Below are 12,171 nucleotides of genomic sequence, written 5' to 3'. Positions count from 1 at the left end.
CGCCAACCAGGCGACGGCCGAACCAGTGACCGTCGAACTGCCTGAACCCATCCTGACCAGGTAATCACCACCTCCCGCTCAACGGGGGAAGCTCAGGAGGGCATAGACCTCCTGGGCGATGCCGGGCATGGTGCGGGCCCGCAGGACCCGGCGTCCCAGCATTGTTTTCTTGATCTCGAAGTAGGCGGACTCGACCTCCCAGCGTTCGTGGTAGAGCTTGACCAACTCGATTGCGGGGTGGGCGCGGTGGTCGAGCAGGGTGGTCGCCAGGCGGTAGACGCCGGTGTGCCGTCCGGCCGTGGTGGCGATCGCGATCTCGCACTCGATGATGCGGACCTCCAGCGTGCCGATGCGGGACAGGAAAGAACCGTCTGCGAAGCGGAGCAGGACGGGTGGCTTGCGGATGGCGGTGAGGCGAGCCAGGAAAGCGGCGCCGGTGGCGGCGGTGTGTTCGAGGAAAGCGTTGCCGGCGAAGCCGCGGTCCAGCAGAACGATCATTCCTGGCCGCAGGGTTCGCAGGAGGCGTCGGCCGTAGGTGGTCTCGCCGGTGGTGCGCGGCCCAAAGGCGGCGTCCAGGACGGCGCGAGTGCCACAGGCGACCAGGGCGGTCAGGCAGATCTGCGGGTAGCCGGCGGTGGTGAACCGGTTCGACCCCTTGCCCAGGTGGGCGCGGGTGGCCGGGGTGTCGGGAACGTCCAGGTAGGTGCCGTCGATGGCGACGACCATCAGCCCGGCCCAACGCGCCCCGGTGGTGCGGACCGCGCTCGCAGGTCCGGAGCAGGTCGAACAGGGCACGAAGGGGACGTGCTCCGAGTCGGCAGCGGGCGTGCCACAGCGCGGTCGCGGTGACTTTCGGTATCGGCAACGCGCCGAGCGCACCGGTCAGTTTCGACCAGACGGCCGGATAGCCGCACTCCTCGAACAGTGCGGCCGCGAGCAGGAGATACACGACGACCCTGGCCGGGAGTTTCCGCAGCCGTTCCTGCACGGCCGCGCACTCGGCGAGGACCGCATCGACCATCTCGAAAGGCACGATCTGGGTCAACTCGCCCAGATGGCCCGGCGCGTAGACGCCCTCGGCTACCGCGATCTCGCGGGTGATGACACACTGACCGGACAGCGGAGCTCCCGAAGTTGAACGGCTTGTCTTGGCAGACGTCGTTCTACCGGGCTCCGCTTCTCACGTCCGGCGTTCGCGCAGATCAGGCCGCAGTTACGTGTCGGCCTCGACCCGTAACTTCATGGCCTTGCCTTTTCAGGGCCCGCATGTTGACCGAGTCGACCGCGCACCTCGACCAGTCCAGCTCGCCGCGCGCGCCGAGCTCGTCGAGGACGACCCGGTGGAGCTTGGCCCACACTCGGGCCCTGCTCCACAGGCCAGTAGGGAGCACACCAGCTCGACGCGCATCCCGGAAGCGATCCAGGCCAAGCAGGACGGGATCCCGCCGGGCAAGAGGATCTGGCAGCTTGCCGGCCTCGCCCTGGCCGCCTCCATCGCCGCCGTCACCCTGATCGGCGTCGACCACCAGCCGGCCGAGACCACCGCCCCGGTCGCCTACTCGGTCCCGGCCATCAGCACCGCTGGTGACACCACCAACCCGGCCGTCAGCGCCGACGGTGGGACCATCCAGACCACCTTCCACCACCCCTTCTACGACCAGACCCAGGCCGCCTTCGTCGACGCCAAGGACCTCCGCCCCGGCGACGTTCTCCAGACGCCGACCGGCACCGCCCAGGTCACCGACGTCCGCCTCTACCACGCCGACACCACCACCTACGACCTCACCGTCGGCGACCTCCACACCTACTATGTGGAAGCCGGGGACACGCCGGTCCTGGTGCACAATTGCGGTGGCACTGCGACGGTACATGCGTATGAGGGAGAAGAAGGCCCCCACTTCAATATTGAGATCCGCAGCCAGAGTGGTGCATATGAGCACGCCCATGCCAACGAAATTAGCGGGATCCTGAGGCCGATGCGATTCAAGGGGATTCCTGACGGGATGAAACACGTCGGGTCCACCACGTTTGATCTCGAAAATGCGAACCAGGCAATCAGATACGCACGGCAATCTTACCGTGGCAGCGCCGGCCAGGGTGCGTATGACTTTAAGGTCAACAGCTGCCTGGTCTACTGTTCACGAGTTGCAGATGCAGGAGGTGGCGGTATGCCCACTGGGACTGGTGCACTATTCAAATGGGCTCGGGAGAAATCAGACACCGGTGCCGATGCCGCCAGTCGTCGCCGACTTCGCGGAACGTGAACGCAGTGCCCAGCGGGAGGACGAGCGCGCCCTGGATTCCGGGGAGCGTGATCCGATGGCGGTCCTTCGGCGCGCCGATCAGCTGGCACCGGCGGGAACCGCGATGCGGGCTGAGCTGTCGAAGGTGTCGACGGCGCTCGGATGGCGTCCGTCCGGGCCGTGCGGCCTCCAGTGCACCTGGCCCGTTTGTGAGCCGTCGATGGCGAACTGCGTTCGCCATCGCGGCTTCCAGCCTCAGCAGACGCTGGCGGCTCGACTCCGGCTGAAGCAGGGCGCGGAGGCCAAGCCGTGGTACCTGATCTCCATCGATCTCTCGGCAGACGGTGACGAACCGTTCGAGTTCGTCACGGAGATCGGGACGGACGGGCACGAGCTGCGCAAGGTGGCCCAGTACATGGATGGCCGACTCATCCGCGTTGACCGGGAGTGCCAGGTGCAGGGCGAGGTGAAGCTCAGCTCGGAACGCGTTCCGTCGCTGGCGGAGCTCCAAGGCAACGACAATCTCCATGTCGAGGAGACGTCTGCGGAATTCTTCGAACAACGTTGGCAGGAAGGGAGCAGGGGCTTCATCGGGAACTGATCTCGAATAGCAGTGCTGCTTGAACAAGCCCAGAGCCCCCGTCGAAGTCACACTTCGACGGGGGCTCTGTCGCGACAGCCCGGAGTCAAGGAGACAGGGCGGTCAGGGCCTCCTGGGCGGTGGAGTGTTCTGCCTCCTGCCACTCCTGGCTGCACTGGATTTGCCGATCAAGGACGCGGCGGAGAGTGTCGTCGAGGCTTCTCTCGCCGGGCGTCCTGCGCCCTACGAGGCGCTGATCGTCCTCGATGACTATCGGCAGGCGGCAGACACCATCGACGAGCACGACCCGGTCTGTCTGCAGGCGGGCACAGCATCCGTTGGCCATCCTAATCAGCGAGGCCCAGTGGCCGAGGTACTACCCGACGCCCCGGTCTCCTTACCTGGAGGCGGAGGCGCTCTGGCAGACGTTCGACACCAATCTGGAGAAGGCACGAGGAGTGCCCCCGCGTTCCCTGTCGGATTGGGCCTTCGCTCAGCAGGAGCTTTCCTGGCAGGAAGCCGAAACGCTGGTCATGGCACTCAGCAAATCAGACCCTTCGGCGTTCACCGAGCGCCTCGATCTGCTGCGGGAGAATTTCGCAGCATCCCGATCGACACTGGCCGGGCATGTCGAGGAGTGGGCCGTCCCGGCCCGGCCTGGGCGGGGCCGGGGCGGCGGGATCGGTGTCGTGTGGGTCAGCCGGTGACGGTCTCGGCGTGCCGGGTGAGGGCGTCCAGGAGCGTGGTCTGCTGGTCAGTCAGCTTCCCTTCGGCGCGGGCCTTGGCCTGCTTGCGCAGCCAGGTGCCGGGCCGGAAGGTCGGGTCCGCCTCGCCGCCGGTGCGGTTGGCGGGGCCGGTGAGGGTGCCGCGGGCGGCGAGGTAGGCGAGCAGGCGGCGGTAGGAGCGGTTCCAGTCCGGTTCCAGGCGCCACAGCTCGTCCAGCGCGTCCAGCTTCGCGACCTGGCCCTTGGTGAGGGTCTCGGCCTTGCACTGGCGGCGCATCCAGGCGCCGACCGCGTAGCCGTCCAGCTTCTCGGTGGCGGGGATCGCCAGGTGGCCGTGGTGGGCGGACCAGGCGCGGGCGTAGGCGTAGCCGCGTTCCCAGGCGTTGGCGTGCTTGGACCAGATCATGCCGAGCGCGTCCAGTTCGTTGATCCGGGCCGGGTCGAGGAGGTGCTGGCCGTTCAGGTGCCGCTGGCGATCGAGCCAGGAGATCAGGTCGCCGTGGCGGGTCTTGTCGGTGGGGTCGAGGTGGCCATGCTCGAGGTGGAACCGGGCGGCGACGGCGTGCATCCGCTGGCGCTCCGTCGCCCTCGGGTTGAACGCCCGCAGCTTCACCGGTGCCACCCCGGTTCTGATGGCCGATGGCAGCAGCAAGCGGATCGACCAGGTCAGAATCGGCGACCAGATCACCAACGCCGTCCCCGGCCAAGACGGGACGCAGACCCACACCGTCACCAGTGTCGTCGTCACCACCACCGACCATGACTTCGCCGACGTCACCATCACCCCAACCCGGGCCGACAAGGCCAGTAAGGAGCACACCAGCCCGACGCGCACCCCCCAAGCGGCCCAGGCCAAGCAGGCCAAGCAGGACGGGATCCCACTGGGCAAGAGGATCTGGCAGCGTGCCGGCCTCGCCCTGGCCGTCTCCATCGCCGCCGTCACCCTTATCGGCGTCAACCACCAGGCGGCCGAGACCACCGCCCCGGTCGCCTACTCGGCCCCGGCCATCAGCACCGCTGGTGACACCGCCGCCCCGGCCGTCAGCGCCGACGGTGGAACCATCCACGCCACCTTCCACCATCCCTTCTACGACCAGACCCAGGCCGCCTTCGTCGACGCCGAGGACCTCCGCCCCGGCGACGTCCTCCAGACGCCCACCGGTACCGCCCAGGTCACCGGCGTCCACCTCTTCCACGCCGACACCACCACCTACGACTTCACCGTCGGCGACCTCCACACCTACTTCGTGGAGGCCGGAAGCACGCCGGTCCTGGTCCACAACGTTTCGCTTCCGTGCCCGGAGGCACTGGAAGCGGGGCTCCAGAAGGCGAAGGACGCGCACGGCAGGTTCAGGGAGCCCGGCGGCATGTCCGGACACACGGAGCTGGACAACGGCGTCACCTCCAACCTCTCCTCCGGTGGGGACGGCCGCAACCTCCGACCCGATTGGGAGGCTCCGCCGGGAACGCCCGACAAGAACTTCCACCACCTCGAGAACCAGACGGCTGCTCTCATGCGCAGCACCGGCGCCAGAGAAGGGTATTTGTATCTGCACAAGGCCGAGGGTGCCGCTTACGGACCATGCCCCGGGGTGACCGGATACCTTGAGAACATGCGGGCCATTCTCCCGGAAGGCGCCAAACTGATGGTCATCTGGCGAAATGCGGCCGGACGCATCGAGAACCGGGTTCACATCGGCGGCGCCGACTAGCACCACGTGACGTGTGGTCCCGAAATCCCAATCGGCCCGGGACTGCATGAAAGGTGAGTCGGGCCAGAGCGCTTGCACGGCGATCCGGGAGATCTTCGTGCAAGCGCTCTGTCATTCGGGGCCATGGCCCCTGACGCGCCTGCGCTATCATGATCGAGTGATCGATCCGGCAGACATCAATCTCGCTGAATTCCTCGTCAACTGGTTCGGCCAGCCTGATCCCGTGGAGCACATCGAGGTTGACCGCGCGTGGCTACCCGACCCACTCAGGGAGTGGTACGGCCTTGCGGACCGCTGGGAGCAGCTCCGCGCGACCGGCTTCCGCGTTTACGACCCCCGGCAGATCCGAGTGAACGAGGGGAAGGCCGAGTTCGCATCCGACTCCACCGGAGACTGGTTCTGGGCCTTCGACGCAGCAGATCCGAACGCCGTCTACGAAACCGAATTGCGCGGCGAATGGGATCTGGTCCCCGAAACCCTCTCAGAGTTTCTGGTTCATTTGACGCTCGCAGCGACTGCCGATTCCGCGGACTGCAGTCGCCTGTGCTCTCAGGTGCCCAATGATGTCCTTCCGGAGATATTGTCGACGTTGGACCAGGTCGACTTCGGGGGCTGGAAGTGGCCGCGTCCGGGTCATCTGACCTTCATGAGTGAAACATTGATCGCGGACATCGCACCGGCCATGGACTTCAAGGCGCCCTGGCGTACCAGGGACGGGTTCTCCACCGTAAGCGTCTCCGCGACCACACCCCAGGCCCTCGAGCACCTGGATGAGATTTCCTCCGTGAAGTGGATCGCTCGCCCCTCCCTCGACGGTTCCTAGGGCGCGTATTCGGTCGTGATCAAGGAGCGGCCTTGGTGAGGTCTTTGATCCAGATCATCGCACCACGGAGGTGGAGGCCGGCGAGGTAGCTGGCGGGTGTCTTGTCGTAGCGGGTGGCGATGCCTCGCCAGGCCTTCAGCCTGTTGATCAGGCGCTCGACGGTGTTGCGCTCCTTGTAAAGGTCGGCGTCGGGGCTGACGGGCCGGCCGCCCCGGCTGCCCTTCTTCTTCCGATTGGCGGCCTGGTCCTTCTTCTCCGGGATGACAGCCTTGATCGCGCGCCCGCGCAGGTGGGCGCGGTTGCCGCGGGACGAATAGGCCTTGTCCCCGGCGACCGCGTCGGGCCGGGTGCGGGGACGGCCGACCGGCCCACGGACCCGTAATTTCTTGAGCACGGGGATGAACTGCGGGCTGTCGGCGGCCTGCCCCTCGGTCAGTACGAACACCAGCGGGCGGCACTTCCGCTCACCGGCGACGTGAATCTTGCTGGTCTGGCCGCCTCTGGAGCGTCCGAGCAGCGCGGCCTTCAGGCGGAGCCCGCGCCGCCGCCGGATACGTCGTCGCTCCTCGTCTGCGGCGTCCTGTCCGTCTTGTGCCTCCGGACCGCCCCCTTTTGCCGGGCCTTCTCCGCCTCATCGGCGGCCTTCTCCAGGGCCGCCATGGCATCGGAGCCCAAGTGCATGCCGGCGGCGTCGTGGTGAGCCCGAACGGTGGTGGAATCCACACTGACCAGCGACAGGTCCACCTCACCCCGGCTCGCGGCCTCCGCGATCGCGCCCTCCAGCAGGGCTTCGAAGACGCCAGCGTCACGCCACTGCCGGAAGCGGTTGGAGACGGTCGACCACGCGCCGAACTCCGCCGGCATCTCCCGCCACTGCCCGCCCGTCCTGAACCGCCAGATCACGCCCTCGAACTGCTGCCGCAGCCGCTCAGGGTACGGGCCGTACTCGCCGATCGGCAGGTACGGCCCGATGAACTCCCACTCTGCATCAGTCAGTTGCGCGCGCGTCACACGACATGATCTACCGGATCAGGCCTCGCCGTGAGGGCGAATTCCCCAAATTGATCACGACCGAATACGCGCCCTAGTGCGAAGCGGGACCGCCGGGCCACCACGCGCACGGCCTGGAACAGCGGGGCGCCGGTCGGCTTCATCGAGCGCGGGCCGGCTACTGCACGTAGCTATCAGGCCATCTCGGGCAACCTTCCGCACCTCGGGGGGACCTCCCCGCCACCGCAGGCCCGCCGCCGCGGGACCCGCGGCGGCGCCGGCCGAGGCCGCAGCGATGCTCACTCCGCAGCGGTGAGTCGTGCCAGGACGAGCCCGCACAGGATCAGTGCCAGTGCGGCCGCTCGGCCCGGCCCGAGCGGCTCGTGCCGTAGGGCCGCGCCGAGTGCGATGGCGCCGATCGTTCCGATGCCGGTGAACATCGCGTACGCGAGCCCTGCCGGGAGGTCGCGCATGGCCCGCGACAGCAGATAGACGGAGAGTGCGCCGATCAGCACGCAGAGGGCGGTCGGGCCGGGGCGGGTGAAGCCGTCGGTCGGCTTGATGCTCTGCGACCACACGACCTCCACCAGGCCGGCGGCGATCACGAGGAGCCAGGACACGCCCGCCTCACCGCCCCTGGCCGTCGGGAGCTTCGGATCCCTCGCCTGCCGTCCGCGGCCCGGCGGTCGCGGCTTCGGCCAGGGCGGCGGCCAGTGACCGGCCGGCGGGGACTTCGGACGCCTCGCGGGCCATCCGCCGCCCCGCCGCCATGGCTTCGGCCAGAGCAGCGGCCAGCGACTGTTCGTGTTGCGGACGCCGTTCGGTCATGGCCGGGTCGACGGTCGAGTTCGCCAGTTCGGCGCCGATCACGAGAGTGTCCTCCACTCCGTAGTGGCCGCGGAAGAAGTCGACCAGATAGCGCTCCTGGTGGTCGAAGGGCGCGCGCGGAGTGCCGGGCCGGTAGGAGCCGCCGCGGGCGGAGGCGATCACGAAGCGCCGCGGCCGGAGGTCCATCCTCGGGAAGGTGACCTGGTCGATCCAGAGCTTGAGCTGGGCCGGAACACCGAAGTTGTACATCGGGGTGCCGATCAGGACGACATCGGCGGTGAGCAGTTCGGTGAGCAGCGGTTCGAGGACGGCCCAGGCCTCGCGCTGGGCGTCGGTGCGCACCGCTTCACGGTAGCGGGCGGGCTCGACGATGCCTTCGCGCAGCAGGGTGTCGCAGATGGTGGTCCACGCCTCACCGATCGGTGGCACCGGCCGGGCCGCGAGGTCACGGTGGACGTAGGTGTGCTGCGGTGTTGCGGCGCGCCAGGCGTCGGCGAACGCCGCGCCTATCCGGCGGGAGAGGGAAGCTCGGCGCGCGCTGGCGTCGAGATGGAGCAGCTGCGGCATGGGACCCCCGGAAGAGCGATAAGTGGACACAATGTCCGCTTGCTTGTCTCGATGCTAACCCTCAAGTGGACACGGCGTCCACTTGATAGGATCGGCCCCATGCCGCCCGTCGAACGCGCCGATGCCGCCCGCAACCGAGCCAAGATCCTGGAGGCGGCGGAGCGGCTGTTCGCCACCCGCGACCCGTCCGGCGTGACGATGGACGACATCGCCAAAGCGGCCGGCGTCGGCCGTGGCACGCTCTACCGCCGCTACCCCGACCGCGCCTCGATCGCCCGCGCGCTGCTGGACGCCCACGAACACCGGATCCAGGAACAGCTCCTGCGCGGAGAAGGCCCGCTGGGCCCGGAACCGGCGGCCACCCCCACCGAGCGCCTCAGCGCCTTCTACTCGGCGATGGTCGACCTGCTCGAACGCCACTCCCACCTGCTGCTCGGTGCCGAGACCGGACCCGCCCGCCTGGCCACCGGCGCCTACGGCTTCTGGCGCGCCCACGTTCGAATGCTCGCCGCCGCGGCACAGGCCCCCGACCCCGATGTCCTCGCCGACCACCTGCTGGCCCCCCTCGCCCCGGAGCTGTACCGCCGCCACCGCGACCAGGGCGTCTCCCCCGAACGCATCGAAGCGACGCTCCACCACATCGCCCACCGCATGCTCGGCGGCACGGAGAAGTTCGGGTGAATTCGGCTGATCAGCAGCGTTTCAGCAGATCAGCCCTGGTTCGTGTGAACGACGGCGTTATTCCCCAGGGGTCGCGTCGGCGTAATTCCCCGCGTAATTCCCCACCCCCTGGCTCGACTCAACGGTCGACCGGCCTGTGCCATAACCCGGATGACATTCCGGTGACGGCTCCCCGATGATGACCGCTGTGCCTGAAACCGACGTCCCCCAAGTCATGGTCGCCCGTCTCCTGCGGGAGCTCCGACAGGAGACGTGGCCTGCCCGGCTCAACACAGCCGAACGGGCAGGCATCGACCTCGTCATGCTGGATGCTGACATCGCCGGGTGCGTGACGTCGTGGCTGAGCAACGAAGGGCTCCTCGACGCGCGGCGGCGCGCAGCACTGCACCGAAGGTTCTGCGACCTGGAACAGGTCCTGCCGGAGCTCGACGAAGCTGACAACCTCCGCCTGTGGCAGGTGTGGTACCAGATGGTTCGCCTCATCATCTCTGACACCGCACCCAGCGACTGAGTCGACCTCTTAGCTGTTGGCGGACTTCTCGCCGGGGTTCCTGGGGCGCTTGCTCGGCCGGTAGCTGGGTCCGTTCGTGATCACCTGGTGGCTGGTGTTGATCAGCCGGTCCAGCAGCGACTCGGCGACGACGGGGTTGGGGAAGAGGGGATACCAGTCGCTGGGGCGCCCGGTTGCTGGTGATGATCAGCAAGGGTCCCTGCCGCTCGGAGACCAGTTCGTAGAGGTCATCGGCCTGGGCCGCGGTCAGCTGACGCATCGCGAAGTCGTCGAGGGCCACGTCAACCGGATCATTCTGTGGAATCAGCTCTGTCAAGCAGCGGACGTCATCCGGTGGCTGACAGGGTCTGCTGTGTGGCCGCCGCTCGAGCAGCGGCCTCTTCAACCTGGCGTCGGCCGGCTTCACCTCGGCTCCAGATGAATGCGCGCCAACGACGTGGCGCGTCGCTGCTCCAGTTCCGGAACTCCTCGACCGCGACGTTGTCGGAGAGCCGCCATCGGATGGTGCTGCCTGATGCTTCGGGAATGTCGGTGAGGCCGTCGAGCTGTTCGGCGAGTGCGAAGCTGTCGACCTCGGCGATGGTGCGGTCCCAGGTCGAGACGGCGTCGGTGATGGCATGGGATTCGATGAGTGCCGGGATGGACGGGGCGATTTCGAGGAACGTGCCGCCTCCATCGTCCGCCCCGACTCGTCCGTCCGTATGCACCAAGTAGTGCACTGGGGAGGAGACACGTTCCCCGAACCAATCGAAGTACCAGCCGTCGGCGGAGCCGAACCACATGCCCTGGCCCAGGTCGTAGTGCCAGTCACGAAGCACCTCGCGGCGTTCGCCCTCGACGGTGCAGCTGCTTCGCACTTGGTAGCGCAGTCCGCCGTACTTCTGCTCGAATCCCTCCCGGCGGATCACGAGCATCATGGGCGTGGGAACCAACTGGCCGAAGCAGTCCCGGACCCGCAGGAACTCGGTGCAGAGCCCGGGTTCCGGCGGATCATCCCGCCAGCCCGTTCGTTCAAGCAGACTCTTTGCACGAGAGGAAAGACCGGTGAGGTCATCCAGGATGTGCATCCTGCACTTCTTTTCCCAAGACAGGGTGTGGGTTCGCAGGACGGCACGATACCGGGTCGAGGCGGTTCAGTGCAGCGCGAACTCCAGTGGCCGCGACCGTCGTGGGTTCAGCATGGACCTCCCGGACCGCGCTCTCGGGGACTGGCGGTCACGTTGACGATCGGCAAGAGTGTCGCGGTGGCTGGGACACCGATCTGACGTGGCGTAGGCCCTGCCGGCGTGGGGGCATCGCCAAGCCGTTCCAGTAGCTGGTCCAGAGCGGCCCGGCCGTCGTCGACGGCGGCTCGTTCGTCGTCGGTGAGTGGGATGGCCACGAGCCAGTTGCCGCTGCTTTCGCATTCGGCGACCTTGTCCCACGTGGCCACCGATGCGGCGGAAGCCTGTCCGGCGCCGGCGGCGGTCGGGACGGCGAGGGCGAGGGCGAGCAGGAGTGTGGCTGCGGCGAGGGCCGGCCTCCGGCGGAGGCTGGTCAGGGTGGATTCCCCCTTGGGAGCGGTGGATTGGCGATGGGTGAGTAAGCGGGCGTAGGGGCGTAAATGCCTTCAGGGCCTGCGAAATCCTGGGGGCCAGAAGGGGGGCGTCCTGGGCAGGCGGCGCTGCGATTTCCTCGGATTCCTCGGACACGATGCGTGGTTCCGGACGGGGGCCGTCGCGGTGAGGAGGCGGAATCGCCCCCGAAAGGTCAGTCCCCGACGGTGTTCACCGAGGCGTGGCCGGCGAGCGGCATGAGGCCGGCCGCGTCGGGAAGGCTGCGGCGGCGAGCGGGGCGGCCGGGAAGGCCGGTGACTCGTACCGCGGTGGCAGCTCGCGCGTTGCCGGTGGGCGGTGGGCCCGGTGTGCAAGCGCTGACTACGTCGTCGCAGCTCGGATCAGGTGGAAGGGCGCTTTCGAGGCGGAGGGGCACGGCAGCAGTGGGCAAATCCAGCCCCGGGACGGTTCCCTCCAGAGGGTGGGGCAGGCGTGGGAGGCAACCCGCTCGGCATGTGTCAGACCGGCCGCCCTCGGCTGGGAGTGCCTGCCTGCGTCCGAAATCTGACTAGGCGGTGATGCGGCTGGCGTACACCTCGATCTCGATCTTCATGCGGGGATCGGCGAGGCCGCACTCGAGCATGGTGGCGGCTGGTCGAACGTCGCCGAACGCGCGACGCAGGGCCGGCCAGCAGAGTTCGAAGTCGGTACGGTCGGGCAGCATGTAGCGCACCCGCACGACGTCGGCGAAGGTGCAGTCCGCCTCGTTCAGGGCAGCCTCGATGTTGCGCAGGCACTGCTCGGCCTGCTCCACCACGTCATCGGAGATCGTCATGGTGGGGTAGTCGAATCCGGTCGTCCCGGACACGTGGACCCAGTCACCATCGATCACCGCGCGGGCGTAGCCGATCTGCTCCTCGAACATCGAGCCGCTGAGGATGGGGCGTCGCTCTGTCATGTGCTGAACGCTAGGTGA

13 protein-coding genes and 4 pseudogenes are annotated in these 12,171 nt (G+C 67.8%); 7 read left to right on the top strand and 10 right to left on the bottom strand.

Annotated elements, in window-relative coordinates:
* Nucleotides 1–78: 78 nt before the first annotated feature.
* The 3 genes and pseudogenes from ABT247_RS09705 to ABT247_RS09695 all read right to left on the bottom strand — a co-directional run.
* Nucleotides 79–726: an IS4 family transposase gene (locus ABT247_RS09705; protein WP_350740686.1), complete on the bottom strand. Its 648-nt coding sequence runs from the start codon at nucleotides 724–726 to the stop codon at nucleotides 79–81.
* A gap of 115 nt (nucleotides 727–841) precedes the next feature.
* A pseudogene (locus ABT247_RS09700) lies at nucleotides 842–1,021 on the bottom strand (transposase domain-containing protein); the annotation flags it as partial.
* Between the two features lie 199 nt (nucleotides 1,022–1,220).
* Nucleotides 1,221–1,373 (bottom strand): annotated as a pseudogene (locus tag ABT247_RS09695) (IS5/IS1182 family transposase); the annotation flags it as partial.
* Between ABT247_RS09695 and ABT247_RS09690 the strand changes: the two are divergent.
* From ABT247_RS09690 to ABT247_RS09680, 3 genes are all read left to right on the top strand, one after another.
* Entirely contained in the window at nucleotides 1,341–2,264 is a 924-nt protein-coding gene (locus ABT247_RS09690; protein WP_350740684.1) for a polymorphic toxin-type HINT domain-containing protein, read from the top strand. The pseudogene ABT247_RS09695 and the gene ABT247_RS09690 sit on opposite strands and share 33 nt — an antisense overlap.
* Complete coding sequence (locus tag ABT247_RS09685; protein ID WP_350740682.1) at nucleotides 2,230–2,844, top strand: DUF6881 domain-containing protein; 615 nt, start codon at nucleotides 2,230–2,232, stop codon at nucleotides 2,842–2,844. Before ABT247_RS09690 ends, ABT247_RS09685 begins: the two co-directional genes overlap by 35 nt.
* A gap of 317 nt (nucleotides 2,845–3,161) precedes the next feature.
* Nucleotides 3,162–3,530: a hypothetical protein gene (locus tag ABT247_RS09680; protein WP_350740680.1), complete on the top strand. Its 369-nt coding sequence runs from the start codon at nucleotides 3,162–3,164 to the stop codon at nucleotides 3,528–3,530.
* On the opposite strand, the gene ABT247_RS09675 is transcribed toward ABT247_RS09680, so the two are convergent.
* Nucleotides 3,520–4,170, bottom strand: a complete 651-nt coding sequence (locus ABT247_RS09675; RefSeq protein ID WP_350740677.1) for a helicase associated domain-containing protein — start codon at nucleotides 4,168–4,170, stop codon at nucleotides 3,520–3,522. The two genes, ABT247_RS09680 and ABT247_RS09675, sit on opposite strands and share 11 nt — an antisense overlap.
* Nucleotides 4,171–4,180: 10 nt before the next feature.
* Here ABT247_RS09675 and ABT247_RS09670 point away from each other — a divergent pair, with 10 nt between their 5' ends.
* On the top strand, nucleotides 4,181–5,260 hold the full coding sequence (locus ABT247_RS09670) for a polymorphic toxin-type HINT domain-containing protein (protein WP_350740675.1): 1,080 nt from the start codon (nucleotides 4,181–4,183) through the stop codon (nucleotides 5,258–5,260).
* A 157-nt stretch (nucleotides 5,261–5,417) separates the two neighbouring features.
* Complete coding sequence (locus tag ABT247_RS09665) at nucleotides 5,418–6,083, top strand: hypothetical protein (protein WP_350740673.1); 666 nt, start codon at nucleotides 5,418–5,420, stop codon at nucleotides 6,081–6,083.
* Between the two features lie 19 nt (nucleotides 6,084–6,102).
* Here the strand turns inward: ABT247_RS09665 and ABT247_RS09660 are convergent.
* The 3 genes and pseudogenes from ABT247_RS09660 to ABT247_RS09650 all read right to left on the bottom strand — a co-directional run bounded on the left by ABT247_RS09660 (nucleotide 6,103) and on the right by ABT247_RS09650 (nucleotide 8,468).
* Nucleotides 6,103–7,094, bottom strand: a pseudogene (locus tag ABT247_RS09660) (IS5 family transposase).
* 278 nt (nucleotides 7,095–7,372) lie between these two features.
* Nucleotides 7,373–7,693 carry a DMT family transporter gene (locus ABT247_RS09655; protein ID WP_350740671.1) on the bottom strand — a complete coding sequence of 107 codons (321 nt, stop codon included), beginning with the start codon at nucleotides 7,691–7,693 and terminating at the stop codon, nucleotides 7,373–7,375.
* 7 nt (nucleotides 7,694–7,700) lie between these two features.
* Nucleotides 7,701–8,468 (bottom strand): FMN-dependent NADH-azoreductase, encoded by a 768-nt coding sequence (locus tag ABT247_RS09650; RefSeq protein WP_350740669.1) that lies wholly within the window; start codon nucleotides 8,466–8,468, stop codon nucleotides 7,701–7,703.
* Between the two features lie 99 nt (nucleotides 8,469–8,567).
* Here ABT247_RS09650 and ABT247_RS09645 point away from each other — a divergent pair, with 99 nt between their 5' ends.
* Nucleotides 8,568–9,149 (top strand): TetR/AcrR family transcriptional regulator, encoded by a 582-nt coding sequence (locus ABT247_RS09645; RefSeq protein WP_350740666.1) that lies wholly within the window; start codon nucleotides 8,568–8,570, stop codon nucleotides 9,147–9,149.
* A 187-nt stretch (nucleotides 9,150–9,336) separates the two neighbouring features.
* Nucleotides 9,337–9,660 carry a hypothetical protein gene (locus tag ABT247_RS09640; protein ID WP_350740664.1) on the top strand — a complete coding sequence of 108 codons (324 nt, stop codon included), beginning with the start codon at nucleotides 9,337–9,339 and terminating at the stop codon, nucleotides 9,658–9,660.
* Between the two features lie 9 nt (nucleotides 9,661–9,669).
* On the opposite strand, the pseudogene ABT247_RS33635 reads toward ABT247_RS09640, so the two are convergent.
* From ABT247_RS33635 to ABT247_RS09630, 3 genes and pseudogenes are all read right to left on the bottom strand, one after another.
* Nucleotides 9,670–9,949 (bottom strand): annotated as a pseudogene (locus ABT247_RS33635) (ATP-binding protein); the annotation flags it as partial.
* Nucleotides 9,950–9,986: 37 nt separating this feature from the next.
* Nucleotides 9,987–10,727, bottom strand: a complete 741-nt coding sequence (locus ABT247_RS09635; protein WP_350740662.1) for a hypothetical protein — start codon at nucleotides 10,725–10,727, stop codon at nucleotides 9,987–9,989.
* A 1,036-nt stretch (nucleotides 10,728–11,763) separates the two neighbouring features.
* Nucleotides 11,764–12,153 carry a RidA family protein gene (locus ABT247_RS09630; RefSeq protein WP_350740660.1) on the bottom strand — a complete coding sequence of 130 codons (390 nt, stop codon included), beginning with the start codon at nucleotides 12,151–12,153 and terminating at the stop codon, nucleotides 11,764–11,766.
* Nucleotides 12,154–12,171 lie beyond the last annotated feature (18 nt).

The sequence above is a fragment of the Kitasatospora sp. NPDC001539 genome (genome assembly GCF_040298565.1).
Taxonomy (GTDB): domain Bacteria; phylum Actinomycetota; class Actinomycetes; order Streptomycetales; family Streptomycetaceae; genus Kitasatospora.
Note: the sequence above shows the minus strand (reverse complement) of the source record. Positions and strands in the feature narration are given on the sequence as shown.

Bases quoted from the DNA above. Each gene is read 5' to 3' on its own strand.
- ABT247_RS09705 (WP_350740686.1), bottom strand. From the start codon at position 726: ATGGTCGTCGCCATCGACGGCACCTACCTGGACGTTCCCGACACCCCG.
- ABT247_RS09685 (WP_350740682.1), top strand. From the start codon at position 2,230: ATGCCGCCAGTCGTCGCCGACTTCGCGGAACGTGAACGCAGTGCCCAG.
- ABT247_RS09670 (WP_350740675.1), top strand. From the start codon at position 4,181: ATGGCCGATGGCAGCAGCAAGCGGATCGACCAGGTCAGAATCGGCGAC.
- ABT247_RS09650 (WP_350740669.1), bottom strand. From the start codon at position 8,468: ATGCCGCAGCTGCTCCATCTCGACGCCAGCGCGCGCCGAGCTTCCCTC.
- ABT247_RS09645 (WP_350740666.1), top strand. From the start codon at position 8,568: ATGCCGCCCGTCGAACGCGCCGATGCCGCCCGCAACCGAGCCAAGATC.
- ABT247_RS09635 (WP_350740662.1), bottom strand. From the start codon at position 10,727: ATGCACATCCTGGATGACCTCACCGGTCTTTCCTCTCGTGCAAAGAGT.
- ABT247_RS09630 (WP_350740660.1), bottom strand. From the start codon at position 12,153: ATGACAGAGCGACGCCCCATCCTCAGCGGCTCGATGTTCGAGGAGCAG.